The sequence below is a fragment of the Bacillus sp. DU-106 genome, from assembly GCF_004799705.1.
Taxonomy (GTDB): Bacteria; Bacillota; Bacilli; order Bacillales; family Bacillaceae_G; genus Bacillus_A; species Bacillus_A cereus.
The window spans coordinates 1587070-1602385 of the sequence record NZ_CP026607.1 but is presented as its reverse complement, the minus strand read 5'-3'; the positions used below and the strand labels follow the sequence as shown (position 1 = coordinate 1602385).

The following is a 15316-nucleotide window of genomic DNA, read 5'->3' as shown; positions in this document are numbered from 1 at the left end:
CCTACTATTCAATATAGGCAATTTGATCCACAACAATTTCTGGTGCTAATTCGCTAATACAAAGTACTTGTGCTTCCACTTGATAACGTTCTAGCAGTCTTACAATCGCAAATCTAAAATCTTTTCTACGTGTTAATAACACTGGTTCTCTTCCCATTAAACGTGCTTGTTTAAAGACACGCTGCACTTGCTCAACGACACGTGTTTCTAAATCTAAATCCCAGTTTAATAAGTAACCTTGATATGAATTATTCACAACATCTGCATCTAACTCAATTGAATCAGAGAAGAGCGCTGCATATATTTTTCCGTCCGGATTTTTCGCATTTTCACAAATAACTTTTGAAATACATTCACGAACAAATGATGTCACACCATCAACGTGGTTTTGATAAATTTCTTTGCCGTCAATAATACCTTCAATAATGGTTGGTAAATCACGAATAGAAATACCTTCTTTTAGAAGTTGTTTAATAACATTTTGAACGAGTGATAAATCAATTTCTTTCTTCTTAATCTCTTCTAATAGAACGCCATTATCATTTTCAAGTGAGTTAATTAAGTCTTTTACATGTTGGCGCTGAATTAATTCGTGAAGATTACGTCTAACGACAACATCTAAATGTGTAATTAATATGCTAAGTGGCTCTAACACTTGATAGCCTTTCATTTGTGCATCTTGCACCATATGCTCTAAAATCCAATACCCATCTTCACCGAAAATTGGATCTTTCGCTGGCTCTGCATCTAAATCAGCCATTACGTTTGGTGTTTTCAGTGCTAATAAATAACCTGATTTTAAAACACCTTCAGCCGCCTTCGCACCTTTAATTCGAATAATGTAACGTCCGCGTGGTCTAAAACTCGTATTATCTTTAAAGTTAATTCCAGGAACATTAATACCGAGGTCAGTAATAATTGACTTCCTCATAAGAACAACTTTATCACGAGCTGTTTCTCCGTTAATTTTCTGCTTTACAAGTGCTGCTAAATCTAAACCGAGTTCTACTATAATTGGATATTTATCTGTAAATACTCCAAATGAATCTTCTACTTGTTGCAGTTGCTCATCTTCGCCTTGGATCATTTCTATTTCTTTTTGAAGCTCGTCTTCTTTTTCTTTCTTTATTCGATTTTTATTACGAATGCCTAAGAGGATAATTGTTCCGCCAACGAGTGCGAATGGTAGAAACGGTAGCGGAGTAAAAATACCCATTGCGATAAATAAACCACCGAGCGCATATACAACGACTTCATGCGCTAATAACTCTTTAAAGATACCTTCTGTTACTGTATCCGGTGAGCCGTCAAATACACGCGTTACGATAATACCTGTTGAAATTGCAAGCATTAATGAACCGATTTGGTTTACGATTCCGTCACCGACAGTTAACTGTGTATAATGAAGAGCTGCATCTGCAAAGCTCATTCCTTGCTGCATCATTCCGACAATTAAACCGAAAATAATGTTTACAAATAAAATGACAATCCCGAAAATAACGTCCCCTTTAATGAACTTCCCGGCACCATCCATCGCTCCGTAAAACTCTGTTTCCATATTTAATTTTTTACGTTTTGCTTGTGCATCTTTTTCTGAAATAATACGCTGGTTTAAATCAGCATCGATAGACATTTGTTTCCCTGGTAAAGAATCAAGTGTAAAACGAGCTGCTACTTCAGCTGTACGAGATGCACCGTTTGCAACGATAAACTGGAATATGATTAATACTGTAAAAATAACGATACCAATTAATAAGTTTCCGCCAATTACGAACTGGCCGAACTCTTCAATAACATGACCGGCATTTCCATCTGTCAAAATCGCTCGCGTCGTCGAAACGTTAATCGATACGCGGAAAATCCCGATTAATAACAACATCGTTGGAAATGACTTTAATTCATCCCACTCGTTAATACTTGTCGCTCGCATATAAATAAGCACTGACATACTTAGTAGAAAAACGATAATAATATCAAGTATAAATGGTGGAAGTGGAATTAAGAGCGCCACTACGAATGACGCTGCTAAAAAGATAGAAAAATAGGTTCTTGCAGAATCTATCTTAAACAAAGAGATCTCCTCCAAACGCGCTATTATACTTCAAGTTCATTCGTCTGAATTAAATAGCGCATAACTTCAATTACAGCTACATATAAATCTTCTGGAATCGCCTCATCTTCCTCGACTTGATAATATAAAGAACGAGCAAGCGGACGGTTTTCCACCATTGGTATTTCTTGTTCACGGGCAAGCGTTCGTATATATAATGCGAGCTCATCTTCCCCTTTTGCAACGACAATTGGTGCTGCATCAACGTGTTTATTGTAACGAAGTACGACCGAAATATGAGTCGGGTTATTTACAATAAATGTTGCGCCATCCATCTTCTTCGCAATTGTTCCTTGCAAGATTGCATGCATAAAGTTTTTTCGTTTCCCTTTTACTTGCGGGTCCCCTTCATTATCTTTATGCTCTTGTTTCACTTCTTCTTTTTTCATCTTAATATCTTGTTCGTACTCCCATTTTTGATAAATAAAATCAATAATAGAAAGAACGATTAAAATAATTAAAATTGCTAAGAAAATAAATTTAATTTCCCTAATAATTTCAGTAAGTGATGCAGTCCAGTTAAATCCAATCATACTGACGATTTTCTCTAAATTCTTTTTAAAAAGAACATAAGCGACGTAACCGATTAATCCCATATAAAATAGTGATTTCAAAATATCAACTAAACTTTTACGACTAAACAGTCTCGTAAAATAGTTTTTCGGATTAATACGTGACGCCTTCGGTTTAATGACTTTAGAAGAAAATAGGAAACCGACTTGAATCATATAATTGAATAAATGAAAAGCGTATACGAGTATTAATATCGGAGCCGATACTTTCAGTAATAAAATCCCCATTAAATAAAAATACTCGGTTGAATCTGTATTTTTTCCAATTTGATCAAACAGCACCGCTACGGAATTCGCAATCTCATACCCTAGCCAATCTCCGAAGAAATAAACGACAACTGCTAATACGAGAATGGAAAATAAATTATTTAAATCTTTACTCCGGGCAATATTCCCTTCTTCACGCGATTTTTTACGCTTCTGCGGGGTGGCCTTTTCTGTTTTATTATCCTTTGCCATGCGCGTCCCCCTACTTCGTTAAGAAAAAGTTAAATAGTTTCGTATATTCTTCAAGTAATACATCCGTCATATTTTTAAACACATAACCGAGCATCGGTACACTCATCGCAATAAACAAAATACCACATGTAATTTTAATTACGTATGCATTCATAAAAACGTTTAATTGCGGAGCGTTTTTTGCAATTAAAATTAGAACAAAGTTAATGATGAATAAACTTCCCATCAGCGGCAGAGCAATTTCAACCGCTGATGTGATCGCAAATAATAGCGTTGCGAGTAGACTATCTAAAAAACTAGTCGTCAGCAATTTTGAAATCGCCTCTGTATATTGAAACGACTTTAAAATAGTGGCAACGAAATAATTAATGCCGCCAAGTGAAATAAAAATAATGAGGAAGAACATATCAAAAAGTGTTGAAAGTAAAGTAGACTGTGATCCTGCATTCACATCAAACAAACTTGCCTGTGATAAACCGATATCAAAGTCTAAAATATGTCCAGCCATTTTCGGAATGTTCCACAGCATTTCTACAATTTTTGAAAGAGATAATCCAATTACAATTTGCGTCGCTGCATAAGCAGCTACATCCCAAACCGTCTTTATGTGAGAAACATCAACTTGATCGGCAACTGTAATCGACAGACCGAGCCCAAATGTAACCTTCGCCATAGCTGGAATGGATCGTCCTGAGAAAAACGGTAAAAAATATAAAAATGAAGTAATGCGGCAAAACGCAAAAAACGTCGCCGCCCATAATTCCATATTCATTTCAGTTCACCTATCTTAGTACGAACGCAATAGCGATGGGATTTTATCAAATAAATCTAAAATAAGCGTCGTTAACTCTTGGAACATCCACGGACCTAAAATGATAATAACGAGGACGATACTCGCCATTTTCGGTAAAAACGTCAGCGTTTGCTCTTGAATTTGCATCATCGCCATAATGACAGCGATGATAATAACGACAATCATACTTACGCCGGCAACCGGCATTAAAATCATAACCCCTTTATAAAAAAAGGTTTGAAAAATATCTATAATTGGTGACGTATTCATTTATATGACTCCTATCACATAGCATCAAACGCTTCAGGCGACCGTTTTAAACATAATGTCGACGATTTTTGTATATCCACCTAAATATACGAAAACGAGTATTTTAAACGGTAAACTTAAAATCATCGGCGGTACCATCATCATCCCGAGGTACATTAAAAGTGTACTAATAATCAAATCTATAAATACAAACGCTAAATAAATGAACATCCCTGTTAGTAAACCTTTTTGAATTTGCGTTAACGTAAAGGATGGTACGAGCGTAAATAGTGAAAGATCCTTTAAATCTTTCGGCAACTCTTCTCCGCGTACTTTCAACATCATTTTTAAATCATGCTTATACGTATGCTTTGACATATATTCTTTCATAATAGGAGCTGTCGTTTCCGCAGCTTGACTTACTGTTATTTTCTCTTTCGTCATCGGATCCCACACATCACTCTTCAGTTGCCCAAGTACAGGCTGCATCGTAAAGAGTGATAAAAATAATGCAAGTCCAACAAGCACTTGGTTTGGTGGTAAATTCATTACCCCAAGTCCTTGACGTGTAATCCCTAGAACGATCATAAAATAAGTAAAATGTGTAAATAATAGAACGATAGAAGATGATAATGATAAAAGGGTAACGAGCGCAAATAGTTGTACACTTGAATTACTCGTAAACTCTTTTCCATTTTCGAAATTAATAAAACCGTTCGGGGCTGCATACGCTGGATTTACAAAAATAATTGAAAAAACGATAGAAAATACGAAAATAACGGCTAATAATGATAACTGTTTCTTTATTCTCATGATGGATCCTCTACTTTTTTCGTTTCACTCTTCACCGCGTCTTCTAGTGCTTGTTGAAACTGATTTCCTGTTCCGGTTAATTGCACAGACTGTACACCGTTATTACTAATAACAGTGAACACTTGCTTGCCGTCCACTTCAAATAAAAAGGCACTCGTTTGATGATTTAAATAAACGCCGTCTTTTACTTGTATATGGCCATTTTCACCCTGCTTAAAAAACTGCTGTTTGCGCGTCTTTTTCGTCATATAATATGCACCGTAACCGAGCGCACCAAACAGTAAAACGACTTGAAATAAGGTCGTCATATACGACATATGACTCCTCCTCTACTCTTTATCTTGCATTTGACTTTGCGCTTTCATAAGCGCCGCTTGTTTCTTATCAGCTTCAATTTCAGAAATGATAATACCGAATTTCTCGTCCATTACGATTGCTTCACCGATGCCGACTTTCATATTACTTAAATACACATCTACTTTATGTCCTAAGTTTTTCTCTACTTCAAGAACATCGCCAACTTTTAACTGCTTCACATCACCAAGCGTAATAGATGACTTTCCAAGCTTTACACCAAGTTCAATCGAAATATCTGAAACAGTATCAATATGTGCTTTACCTGCTTCATTTCGCTTTCCTGCAAAATCTTCTAATCCCATTAATGACACAGGAGATACTTCATGCTTCATATGGATCCTCCTACTCTACAAAACTTTTAAATAGGAGCGCCTTACGCGTTCCATCTTTTCCAATAAAACAATTAAATTTATGCTTTCCATCTACATAACCAAGTAATTCATCCGAAACTTTCGTATGAAGCGGAATAATATCGCCTTCTTCAATTTGTTCAATTTCACTCATTGTCATTTTCTGCTCACCAATTGCAACGTGAACAGGTTTGTACACTTGATTTACTTTCATTTCCACTTCAGACGTATACTTTTTACGTTTATCTGAAGAATGTTCGACAATATTTTCAGACGTTAACTTATCCATAATTTCTTCAACAGATAAGAATGGAATTCCGATACGCACCGTCGTATTCCAAAAATCTGTTTTCATATTTACGTTAAGTAATGAAATGATATCGCTCGCTGTCGTAATCTTTAATGCATTCGGATCTGTTTCCGTCGTTACAAATTTCGGTTCAATCGCAACAACACTTTCAAATGATTGCTCTAAATTTTTACAAAGAAGCAAGAATATATTATCAAGCGTTAAAAACTCAAACGCTGTTAACGGTCTGCGCATCGTAAAGTTACGCTTACTATCTCCGCCAAGCCAACATTCATGAATATAAATAACGAATGCTAAATCAATCTCAATAACAATTTCTCCAAGCTCTGGTAAACCGAGATCAATTACGCAATATAAATAATAATCTTTCGGCATTTTCTCCACATACTCACTCGTAAATGGAACTTGCTCAACTGTTGAAGGCTCTAGTTCAATTGGAATACGCATACGCGCTGATAACGTCTGTGACGTCTGTTTTCCAAACGTAGAAGCAATCGCTTGCAAACTACGTAAATGCTCAACACCGAACTTCTCTGGTCTATTAAAATCATACTCTTGAAATTTCTCTTGCTTTCCTGCTTCTTGTGCGAAAGCTGGCATTTCCTCGCCTTCATTTACCGCCTTCAGCAGGGCATCAATTTGCTCTTGGCTTAATTTTTCGCCACTCATGACAATCCCCTTCCCTACCTTTTCAATTCAACGATTTCAACGTACATCTTTCCATTCTTCGTCAAAATCTTTCCGGTTCCAATCTCTTCATTCTCAAGCATAAGACGCACCGTATTTTTCGTTGAATTTTCAAGACGATACAATGTACCTTTCGTAATATGAAGCAGATCTTCAATTTTCTTTTTCGTATTTCCGATTTCAAAATAAATTGTTAACGGAATATCATCTTGTAATTTCAAATCTAGCCAACTCCCATATCATGTTCACGAAAATTTCATGTTCTCTCTATATATGAAACTTCTTATTTTGAAACGTCGATATTTAATATTTTTTTAATATATCCTTGCGTTTCTTTAAATGGCGGTACGCCTCCGTACTTTCTCACATTACCAGGACCAGCATTATAAGAAGCAAGCGCCAATACTAAGTCGCCGTTATTTTTCTTTAAATAACCGCTTAACTCTTTCACGCCACCTTCAATACTTTCAGCTGGTGAAAAGGGATTCTTCACACCCATCTCCTTCACATTCGCTGGCATAAGCTGCATAAGTCCCATCGCACCGGCATGTGACACCGTTTTCGGATTAAAATTAGACTCTACTTCAATCATTTTTTGAATTAACGTTTTTGGAATTCCGTATGTACGACTTACTCGATCAATAATATCCTCATACTTCCCTTCATTAGAAGAACGTATTTTTTGAATATTATACTTCTTCGTTAATTCCCACGTATCAGCAGCCTCATTTTTCGTTTCTGGGAAACGTCGTTCAAACTCTTTTTGCGCAACTTGCACTTCATCTGCTTTCTTCGTTTCACCCTTTTCTTCAGGCTTACTCGCTTCATCTACTTTATTAATAGATTGTTCCGGCTTATTAACAACCGTTTCTATTTTCGTAGATTGTACCGGCTGACTCATATCTTCTATTTTTGCCGGCTGCGTAGTAGCCTTCGTCTCCTTCGCAGGTTCACTCTGCAATTTCTCTTGAAAACGACTACTAACAAATGCTTGTGGACTACTTAGCTTTTGCTGAATTTGTCCTTTTTTATATGCAAGCACTTCTTTTACTATATTTCCAACTATCATAATATCACCTTTTCGGTAAACAAAGATAATCTAATATTAGAGTTTTTTTTTAAAGTTTGCAATAATCCTTTTAATAATTATGTAATAAAAAAATGAATATATTGTTAAACTGTTATTTTTTTATATTTATTAATTCGAATTTTTAGTTGACACCCGTTGTGGCAAGGATTACAATAAATCTCGAAATTGATTTTTTCGCATATTACCGTTTTTCAATTTGCAGAAAAGTCAATATAAAAAAATGGGGGTTTCTTAACATGAGAATTAATACAAACATTAACAGCATGCGTACTCAAGAGTACATGCGCCAAAACCAAGCTAAAATGAGCAACGCTATGGACCGTTTATCAAGCGGTAAACGTATCAACAACGCTTCTGACGATGCAGCAGGTCTTGCAATCGCAACTCGTATGCGTGCTCGTGAAAGCGGATTAGGAGTAGCAGCTAACAACACTCAAGACGGTATTTCATTAATCCGTACTGCTGATTCAGCAATGAACTCAGTATCTAATATCTTACTTCGTATGCGTGACCTTGCAAACCAATCTGCAAATGGTACAAATACTAACGAAAACCAAGCTGCATTAAACAAAGAGTTTGATGCATTAAAAGAACAAATCGATTATATTTCTACAAACACTGAGTTCAATGATAAAAAATTATTAGATGGTTCAAATAAAACTATCGCAGTTCAAACATTAGATAATGCTGATACAAGTAAGCAAATTAACATCAACTTATCTAATGTGTCTACTAAAGAATTAGGACTTTCTACTTTATCTATTGGAACTGATAAAGTAGAAAAAACAGTATATGAAGCTACTGCAACATCATTTGACACTCTTGGAAAAACAACAGATGCCACTAAAGCGGATCTTGATCCACAAGTAAATGCTACTATGAAAGAATTTGAAAAGGTTAAATCTTTCATGTCTGCAGATGATGTGAAAAAAATCGAAGCAAAATTAGATGCCTACACTAAAGCAGATGATGCTGGATCAAAAGTTGCAGCACAAAACTTAGGTAAAGAATTTGCTACTTTAACAAAACTTGAGACTACAGATCTTAAAGCTAATGCTTCTGGTGCAATTGCATCGATCGATACAGCATTAAAAAACATTGCTTCTAACCGTGCAACTCTAGGTGCTACATTAAACCGTCTTGACTTTAACGTAAACAACCTGAAGAGCCAATCTTCTTCTATGGCTTCAGCTGCTTCTCAAATCGAAGACGCTGACATGGCGAAAGAAATGTCTGAAATGACTAAGTTCAAAATCTTGAACGAAGCTGGAATCAGCATGCTTTCTCAAGCAAACCAAACTCCACAAATGGTTTCTAAATTATTACAATAAGCCATTTGAGTTAGTTTCCTGAATAAACCTCTCTGCTTGCGGAGAGGTTTATTTTTTCTATATAGATAGATTATTTATAAAACTTTCTTTTTTATGTGAAAGAGAGTATCTGCCATGCATAGAAGCGGTCAGTGCTTATCTTGATCCCCTCTTATGCTAAAACACAAATAGCAAATAAGCATAAGCCTTTTATCTTTTCATGACCTTTTATTAGCTTTAGAACACTAACTATATCAATCTATAAGGGGTGTCTATTATGCGTATTGGTACGAATGTTTTGAGTATGAATGCTAGGCAGTCGTTGTATGAGAATGAGAAGCATATGAATGTGGCGATGGAGCATTTGGCGACTGGTAAGAAGTTAAATACTGCTTCTGATAATCCAGCGAATGTTGCAATTGTGACTCGTATGCACGCGCGAGCAAGTGGTATGCGCGTGGCGATTCGTAATAATGAAGATGCACTATCGATGCTTCGTACAGCGGAAGCTGCACTTCAAACTGTGACGAATATTTTACAGCGTATGCGTGATTTGGCCGTTCAATCCTCAAACGGTACAAATTCAAATAAAAACCGTCATTCGCTGAATAAAGAGTTTCAATCTTTAACAGAACAAATTGGCTATATTGGCGAGACGACTAAGTTTAATGATTTATCCGTATTTGACGTTCCAAACCGCCCTATTACATTAGACGATATCGGTCATACGGTACATATATCAAAATCTATTCCCCCTTCCCCTACACAACATGACATCAAGATTTCAACAGAACAAGAAGCAAGAGCGGCAATCCGTAAAATTGAAGAGGCTTTGCAAAGTGTGTCAATTCATCGTGCCGACCTTGGTGCAATGATAAATCGTTTACAGTTTAATATTGAAAATTTAAATAACCAAAGTATGGCGTTAACAGATGCTGCATCACGAATTGAAGATGCAGACATGGCGCAGGAGATGAGTGATTTTTTAAAGTTCAAATTATTGACTGAAGTTGCAATTAGTATGGTTTCACAAGCGAACCAAATTCCGAAAATGGTCTTTAAACTACTACAATCATAAAAATTAATCTTCCATTTTTGGAACGATTCCATACAAAACAAAAGGGAAATACATATAAACTATGTATCTCCCTTTTATTTTGTACCCAAATTTTATTACTGTGTTACCGTCATAACTTGTCCGCTACGGTCAACCATTATTTTCATTTTTCCGTCTTGTGCATTATATAGCCCAAGTTTATGTAATTCCATTTTACAATCTTGTACGAAAGTTGGTAATTTACGAATTTGATCGATATCAGAACTTGTAATGAAATGAATTAAAAGCTGCGTCATACCTTTAATATCTTGTACAAGCTCTTCTTTCTCTCGTTTTAGCCTTTCATTTTCTAGTTGTAACGACTGCAATTCACCTTCTAAGCTACGTGTATTCTTTGCTTCTCTAGAACGCCCTGCTGCCATGCTAGAAAGCTTATAAATACCTTCCATAAACTGATGTAGTTCGTCTTCTTTCCTTTCACTACATTGATTAATTGTTTCAAAGTTATCAACGATACCAGATATAACTGTTACAAGATTTTTTTCATCCTCTTTATGCTGGATTTCTTCTTTTAATTCGTACTCATTTCCTTGTTTTCTTGCAACGATTGCCTCTTTTACTGGTATATATTTCCGCTTTCGTCCTGGTTTTTGTTTTTCAATATTTTCAAACGCTATTTCACGTTTTTTTAATTTATAATACGTATTTTGCAATTGACTTTCTGTTTTTGGAAAAAGATTTAGTTCATTTTTACTTACGTATTTTGAAATACTTAAAATGTTTAAACCGTGACGTTGACAAAATTGATACACTTCATACAGTAGCTCTAGTTCAGACTTCAGCCATGTAATTGCTGATTTTTCATATGCTCGCATCCCGCCATTTTTTTCTATATCTATTTGAAATAATACCATTCTATTATGTAAATCAACTAATTCTTCATACTTTACTTGGAATTCTTTTTCTATTTTTTTAAATTCCACCTCTAGTTGCATATCGTTCATTTTATTATTTGACATGTTTTGCAAAAGACCTAATACATTAATTGCTGTGTGGTGATACATAATCTGTGCCACTCCCCCTCATCCTTTCACAATTCTCATCTGACTCCCATGTCTTTTAAGAAAATAGCAATTTTTACATATCCATATTATAACAGTTCGAAATTATCTGTCAAATAATAAACATACAAAAATGTATAGAAAGTATAAAAATTTGGAAAATGTTTTTTATTAATATGCAAAATTGCATATTAATTACATTTAATTATATTATATGGTATTTTGAATGTTTTTTCACCGAAAAAATTTGCGTTACCACGAAATATTACTAAAATAACAATCGAAAATACGTTTGCTTATATTTTAAAATCAAAAATCTCTAAATAAAGATTATTCACACATACAGCGACAAACACCCAAGAAACCTTTCATTTTTCTACCAGCTTAAAGTATAGAATACTAAAAAGGAATTAGCCATATGTAGCATTGGCTAATTCCTTCCTCTCTCTAACAGAATAGAGTTATAAACCCAGTCTTCAAATCCTCAATCAAAGTCTCACTTCTTCTTACCTAAAACTACTTCATACCTCTGAACTCACATCGCATGAAACTCTATTAAGCACTGAAAACTTCCTTACATAAGTAGTTCCTCTATTCCTACTAAATAGAAAAATGTTATACGCCAGCTCTTCTACTTACCTATAACCACTCCATATCTCTGGTCTCAACATCGCATAGGGCTCTATTAAGCACTGACTGCTCAACACTTAGCTAGAGCTTCTATTCCGGCTAAATAGAAGCTTTTAAAGCACTAACTTATCAACTAAACCAATTAGCTCTTGAATATCTGGCTTACTTACTTGAGCATTTGCTCCTACAGCTTCACCTTTATGGAATAATTCATTTGTAATTAATGAAGAGAAAATAATGACTGGTAAACGATTCATTACTTCACTATCCTTAACCACTTTCGTTAAATGATGTCCATCCATTTTTGGCATTTCAATATCGGTAATTAGCAAGTGAATATGTTCAAACATTTTCTCTCCTTGCTCTTTCGCTAATTTTTCAATTTGCGCTAACGCTTCTGCACCATTGCTGAAGAAGTTCATTTTCGTATATCCAGCTGATGATAATGTTTCTTCTAATATTTGACGAAGCATCGCTGAATCTTCTGCAATGTAAATTACTTTTTCAGCTCGATCTGTTTTTTGTTCTAACCCTGCAATTGATTTATTGTCATAACCAGTGCCGCTAATTTCACATACAATTTTTTCATAATCTAATAATAAGATGATTTTTCCATCTAGTTTTACAATACCAGATGTCGTTTCTTCTAGTCCCATAGATAATGAAGCTGGTTCATCAATTTGTTCCCACGAAATACGTTGAATACGATGCACTTCATCAACGCGGAAAATAACTTTCATTTGGTTTAATTCTGAGATGATAAATTTCGTTTGATCAAGTGGCTTTGTTGACTTTAAATTAAGAGCCATTGCCAAGTTAATAACAGGTAAAATTTCACCACGTACTTGAACAACACCTTCAACTGCATGATGAGATTCTGGCACAGTTGTAACAGGAAATGGATTAATGATTTCACGTACTTTCATTACATTAATACTAAATAGGTTTTCACCAACAGTGTACGTAACAATCTCTAATTCATTTGTTCCGCTTTCTAATAAAATACTTTGTGCTTGTGACATAAAGGTGTCGCTCCCCTTCCATTAATTCCGTATATCTAATTATTAAGCTTTATAAAAGAGAAAAAGTCAACTACCTATATAAAAAATATAGATAGTCGAACGATTCATTTTATTAAAAAACAATTAATCTTGTATAAACGCAGCAAGTGCCTCTAATAACACTTCTTGTGCTCCTACAATTTCCGTCGGCATTGCTTCCCATTTTTTCGAAAGCTCGGTCTCTACTCTTATTCTCAGCTCAGAATTCATTTCTGCTAGCACATATTCTTTCGTTGCTATATCAACATCAAGTAGCGCGAGTGCATATAATTCCGGGTCATTTATTTTTTCGAATAATCGCTTTAATACTACCGGTGCTATATGTTTTAATTTTTCAATATGAATTTCCTTATCCGAAAATAGTAACTCATATTGAATAAACGTAACATTTTCTTTAATCACTTTAAAATAACAATTATTTTTTTTATCATTCACAAAATAACCGTTTGGATCTGCGATAATACTTTCTACTTTACGAATTAAATCTGGCAAACTATTCGCCGCCATTACAGTCCGCTGCTCAACCTCACTCGGCGAAATGAATGTAACGCGATACTTATTTTGCGCCATCCTCCTCACCTCTCCTTTTATAGAAATTCAGTCTAATTGTATACTACAACTACCTTAAATTAACTTAAAACTCTTTTATATTACCACTTCTTACACTACCATACTACTCTAGTAACTCTACATATCTCTGGTCTTACACATCGGTCGGGACTCTATTAGGCACTAACCGCTCCAAAACATCGCCAGGTCCTCTCTCAAAACCTAAAAAGTGCTTTTAAGAACCTTTCAATAACTCTATGTTATTAAACCAAAACGCTATTTGCTGATCCGTAATATTTGGCAACATAACAAAAAACTCACGACACTTCATCTCATCCTTAAACAGTTGATACTTCCAAACGCTATCGCTACCAACACTTATGAAATAAAACTCATGGATACGGCCAATGATTGCTTGTTTTTCACCAAATGAATACGGAGGCACTTGCTTAATTTCAAATTGATCTGGTAAATATACATGCTCTTCTCGTTCTATTTTTAATACTTGCTCGGCAAGTTCACGTTTATTTTCGAAAAAAGGCAATTGTAAAATTCGCTCTTGTCTTGTCATACGAATAAAAAACCCTTTCTACTCCATTACATTTTTTCCATGCGATATATTATCGAATTAAGTTTACAACTTCATTTAATACTTCATCTGAAACTTTAATTACTTTCGCATTTCCTTGGAATCCGCGTTGGTATAACATTAAGTCAACGAATTCTACAGATAAATCTACGTTTGCACCTTCTTGTGCACCACCGCGTACTTTACCTGCACCGTTTTGACCAGATGCACCAAGAGCTAAAATACCTGTTGTATTCGTTGCTGTATAGTTACCATTACCTGTTTTCATTAGTCCGCCTTCGTTCGGGAACATCGCAACAGCTAATTGACCTGCAGATTTCATACTTCCATCAGAATATTTTACCATTACGTATCCACCGTCAGCAATGAAGCAATCTTTAACCGTCGCTGCTGCTCTACCATCTACGTCTGTTACTGATAATGTTTTATCTGTTGGATGATTTGTTAAATGACTTAAGTCTAATCTTATAGAGCCACCGTCAAATGGAATATTGGCTCCTTGCTCTTTCGGATTTGGATTTCCGACAGCATCAAATGTCATATTACCACCTGCACCTGGAACATCTTTAAACCCTGTTTCTTTTTTCGAGTCATTACGCATTTGTACTTTATATGTATAGTTATGTTCACTCGTTTGTTTAAACTCTACACGCATTGTCCATGTATTCCCCGCATTATCATATACAGGTAAATCTTGTGTAATTTGTTTTTCACCAGTTGGAATATTCCCTTTAATTGTCCCTTTCGATGTTCGAATACCACCAATTGCTGTTCCCATTGGAATTTGCAACGGTCCTGGAATTCCAGATAAATCAACTTCACCAGTTGCCTCATTTGCAGGGTATGCAAATACGTATTGACCTTCAGTATTCGTAATATAGTAATCTGAAGATATCCCAAACGTACCTTTACGAGTAAATTCCATATTTCCGCCTTTTGAATCACCCACAACGAAGAAACCATTACCTTCCATTGCCGCTTGTGTTTTACCACCTGTTAACGTAATTGTGCCATCACTATAATCCGTAACCGTACCACTCATTTTCACACCGTTACCAATACTTTTCGGATTTGTTCCGGCGTATTTACCGTCACCTTTTGCACCAATCGAATTGTTATATAGTAAATCATCAAACATTGCTTTTTGTTTTTTATAACCTACTGTTTGTGCATTGGCAATATTATTTGAAGTTACACTTAATGCATTTTGTGTTGCATTCATTCCTGTAATACTTGTATATAACGCTTTAATCATAACGTATGGACACT

17 protein-coding genes are annotated in these 15316 nt (G+C 35.3%); 2 read left to right on the top strand and 15 right to left on the bottom strand.

What is annotated here, in order from left to right:
• Nucleotides 1–4: 4 nt before the first annotated feature.
• The 10 genes from flhA to C3Y97_RS08275 form a co-directional block, all read right to left on the bottom strand.
• Nucleotides 5–2071, bottom strand: coding sequence for a flagellar biosynthesis protein FlhA (gene flhA / locus C3Y97_RS08320; protein ID WP_000472537.1), 2067 nt, complete (start codon nucleotides 2069–2071; stop codon nucleotides 5–7).
• 23 nt (nucleotides 2072–2094) lie between these two features.
• The gene (gene flhB / locus C3Y97_RS08315; protein ID WP_001030110.1) at nucleotides 2095–3141 is read right to left on the bottom strand and encodes a flagellar type III secretion system protein FlhB; all 1047 of its coding nucleotides are present in this window, start codon (nucleotides 3139–3141) and stop codon (nucleotides 2095–2097) included.
• Nucleotides 3142–3151: 10 nt separating this feature from the next.
• The gene (locus tag C3Y97_RS08310; protein WP_001055706.1) at nucleotides 3152–3913 is read right to left on the bottom strand and encodes a flagellar biosynthetic protein FliR; all 762 of its coding nucleotides are present in this window, start codon (nucleotides 3911–3913) and stop codon (nucleotides 3152–3154) included.
• 15 nt (nucleotides 3914–3928) lie between these two features.
• A complete protein-coding gene (locus C3Y97_RS08305) occupies nucleotides 3929–4204 on the bottom strand; it encodes a flagellar biosynthetic protein FliQ (protein ID WP_001098085.1) in 276 nt (91 codons plus the stop codon).
• Nucleotides 4205–4237: 33 nt separating this feature from the next.
• The gene (locus C3Y97_RS08300; protein ID WP_001220582.1) at nucleotides 4238–4996 is read right to left on the bottom strand and encodes a flagellar type III secretion system pore protein FliP; all 759 of its coding nucleotides are present in this window, start codon (nucleotides 4994–4996) and stop codon (nucleotides 4238–4240) included.
• A complete protein-coding gene (locus C3Y97_RS08295; protein ID WP_000121176.1) occupies nucleotides 4993–5313 on the bottom strand; it encodes a hypothetical protein in 321 nt (106 codons plus the stop codon). Before C3Y97_RS08295 ends, C3Y97_RS08300 begins: the two co-directional genes overlap by 4 nt.
• A gap of 12 nt (nucleotides 5314–5325) precedes the next feature.
• The gene (fliN, locus tag C3Y97_RS08290) at nucleotides 5326–5685 is read right to left on the bottom strand and encodes a flagellar motor switch protein FliN (protein ID WP_000680010.1); all 360 of its coding nucleotides are present in this window, start codon (nucleotides 5683–5685) and stop codon (nucleotides 5326–5328) included.
• A 10-nt stretch (nucleotides 5686–5695) separates the two neighbouring features.
• The gene (gene fliM / locus C3Y97_RS08285; RefSeq protein WP_000012356.1) at nucleotides 5696–6682 is read right to left on the bottom strand and encodes a flagellar motor switch protein FliM; all 987 of its coding nucleotides are present in this window, start codon (nucleotides 6680–6682) and stop codon (nucleotides 5696–5698) included.
• Between the two features lie 14 nt (nucleotides 6683–6696).
• A complete protein-coding gene (locus C3Y97_RS08280; protein ID WP_000775712.1) occupies nucleotides 6697–6921 on the bottom strand; it encodes a flagellar motor switch protein FliN in 225 nt (74 codons plus the stop codon).
• 62 nt (nucleotides 6922–6983) lie between these two features.
• Nucleotides 6984–7769: a lytic transglycosylase domain-containing protein gene (locus C3Y97_RS08275; protein WP_048538194.1), complete on the bottom strand. Its 786-nt coding sequence runs from the start codon at nucleotides 7767–7769 to the stop codon at nucleotides 6984–6986.
• Between the two features lie 257 nt (nucleotides 7770–8026).
• Between C3Y97_RS08275 and C3Y97_RS08270 the strand changes: the two genes are divergently transcribed.
• Complete coding sequence (locus C3Y97_RS08270) at nucleotides 8027–9121, top strand: flagellin N-terminal helical domain-containing protein (RefSeq protein WP_121868183.1); 1095 nt, start codon at nucleotides 8027–8029, stop codon at nucleotides 9119–9121.
• 256 nt (nucleotides 9122–9377) lie between these two features.
• Nucleotides 9378–10178: a flagellin N-terminal helical domain-containing protein gene (locus C3Y97_RS08265; protein WP_121868182.1), complete on the top strand. Its 801-nt coding sequence runs from the start codon at nucleotides 9378–9380 to the stop codon at nucleotides 10176–10178.
• Nucleotides 10179–10273: 95 nt separating this feature from the next.
• Here C3Y97_RS08265 and C3Y97_RS08260 read toward each other — a convergent pair whose 3' ends face one another.
• From C3Y97_RS08260 to C3Y97_RS08235, 5 genes are all read right to left on the bottom strand, one after another.
• A complete protein-coding gene (locus C3Y97_RS08260; protein ID WP_071740377.1) occupies nucleotides 10274–11221 on the bottom strand; it encodes a DNA-binding domain-containing protein in 948 nt (315 codons plus the stop codon).
• 740 nt (nucleotides 11222–11961) lie between these two features.
• Nucleotides 11962–12870 (bottom strand): chemotaxis protein, encoded by a 909-nt coding sequence (locus tag C3Y97_RS08250; RefSeq protein WP_000075943.1) that lies wholly within the window; start codon nucleotides 12868–12870, stop codon nucleotides 11962–11964.
• Between the two features lie 123 nt (nucleotides 12871–12993).
• Nucleotides 12994–13479 (bottom strand): LysR family transcriptional regulator, encoded by a 486-nt coding sequence (locus C3Y97_RS08245; RefSeq protein WP_121868181.1) that lies wholly within the window; start codon nucleotides 13477–13479, stop codon nucleotides 12994–12996.
• Nucleotides 13480–13693: 214 nt separating this feature from the next.
• Nucleotides 13694–14029, bottom strand: coding sequence for a DUF3964 family protein (locus C3Y97_RS08240; RefSeq protein WP_000198166.1), 336 nt, complete (start codon nucleotides 14027–14029; stop codon nucleotides 13694–13696).
• Between the two features lie 49 nt (nucleotides 14030–14078).
• Nucleotides 14079–15302, bottom strand: a complete 1224-nt coding sequence (locus tag C3Y97_RS08235) for a flagellar hook protein FlgE (protein WP_136363264.1) — start codon at nucleotides 15300–15302, stop codon at nucleotides 14079–14081.
• Between the last annotated feature and the right edge of the window lie 14 nt (nucleotides 15303–15316).

What these genes read in the sequence shown, in the direction of transcription:
- flhB (WP_001030110.1), bottom strand. Translation starts at nt 3,141, where the DNA reads ATGGCAAAGGATAATAAAACAGAAAAGGCCACCCCGCAGAAGCGTAAA.
- C3Y97_RS08310 (WP_001055706.1), bottom strand. Translation starts at nt 3,913, where the DNA reads ATGAATATGGAATTATGGGCGGCGACGTTTTTTGCGTTTTGCCGCATT.
- C3Y97_RS08305 (WP_001098085.1), bottom strand. Translation starts at nt 4,204, where the DNA reads ATGAATACGTCACCAATTATAGATATTTTTCAAACCTTTTTTTATAAA.
- C3Y97_RS08300 (WP_001220582.1), bottom strand. Translation starts at nt 4,996, where the DNA reads ATGAGAATAAAGAAACAGTTATCATTATTAGCCGTTATTTTCGTATTT.
- C3Y97_RS08295 (WP_000121176.1), bottom strand. Translation starts at nt 5,313, where the DNA reads ATGTCGTATATGACGACCTTATTTCAAGTCGTTTTACTGTTTGGTGCG.
- fliN (WP_000680010.1), bottom strand. Translation starts at nt 5,685, where the DNA reads ATGAAGCATGAAGTATCTCCTGTGTCATTAATGGGATTAGAAGATTTT.
- fliM (WP_000012356.1), bottom strand. Translation starts at nt 6,682, where the DNA reads ATGAGTGGCGAAAAATTAAGCCAAGAGCAAATTGATGCCCTGCTGAAG.
- C3Y97_RS08275 (WP_048538194.1), bottom strand. Translation starts at nt 7,769, where the DNA reads ATGATAGTTGGAAATATAGTAAAAGAAGTGCTTGCATATAAAAAAGGA.
- C3Y97_RS08270 (WP_121868183.1), top strand. Translation starts at nt 8,027, where the DNA reads ATGAGAATTAATACAAACATTAACAGCATGCGTACTCAAGAGTACATG.
- C3Y97_RS08265 (WP_121868182.1), top strand. Translation starts at nt 9,378, where the DNA reads ATGCGTATTGGTACGAATGTTTTGAGTATGAATGCTAGGCAGTCGTTG.
- C3Y97_RS08260 (WP_071740377.1), bottom strand. Translation starts at nt 11,221, where the DNA reads ATGTATCACCACACAGCAATTAATGTATTAGGTCTTTTGCAAAACATG.
- C3Y97_RS08250 (WP_000075943.1), bottom strand. Translation starts at nt 12,870, where the DNA reads ATGTCACAAGCACAAAGTATTTTATTAGAAAGCGGAACAAATGAATTA.
- C3Y97_RS08245 (WP_121868181.1), bottom strand. Translation starts at nt 13,479, where the DNA reads ATGGCGCAAAATAAGTATCGCGTTACATTCATTTCGCCGAGTGAGGTT.
- C3Y97_RS08240 (WP_000198166.1), bottom strand. Translation starts at nt 14,029, where the DNA reads ATGACAAGACAAGAGCGAATTTTACAATTGCCTTTTTTCGAAAATAAA.
- C3Y97_RS08235 (WP_136363264.1), bottom strand. Translation starts at nt 15,302, where the DNA reads ATGATTAAAGCGTTATATACAAGTATTACAGGAATGAATGCAACACAA.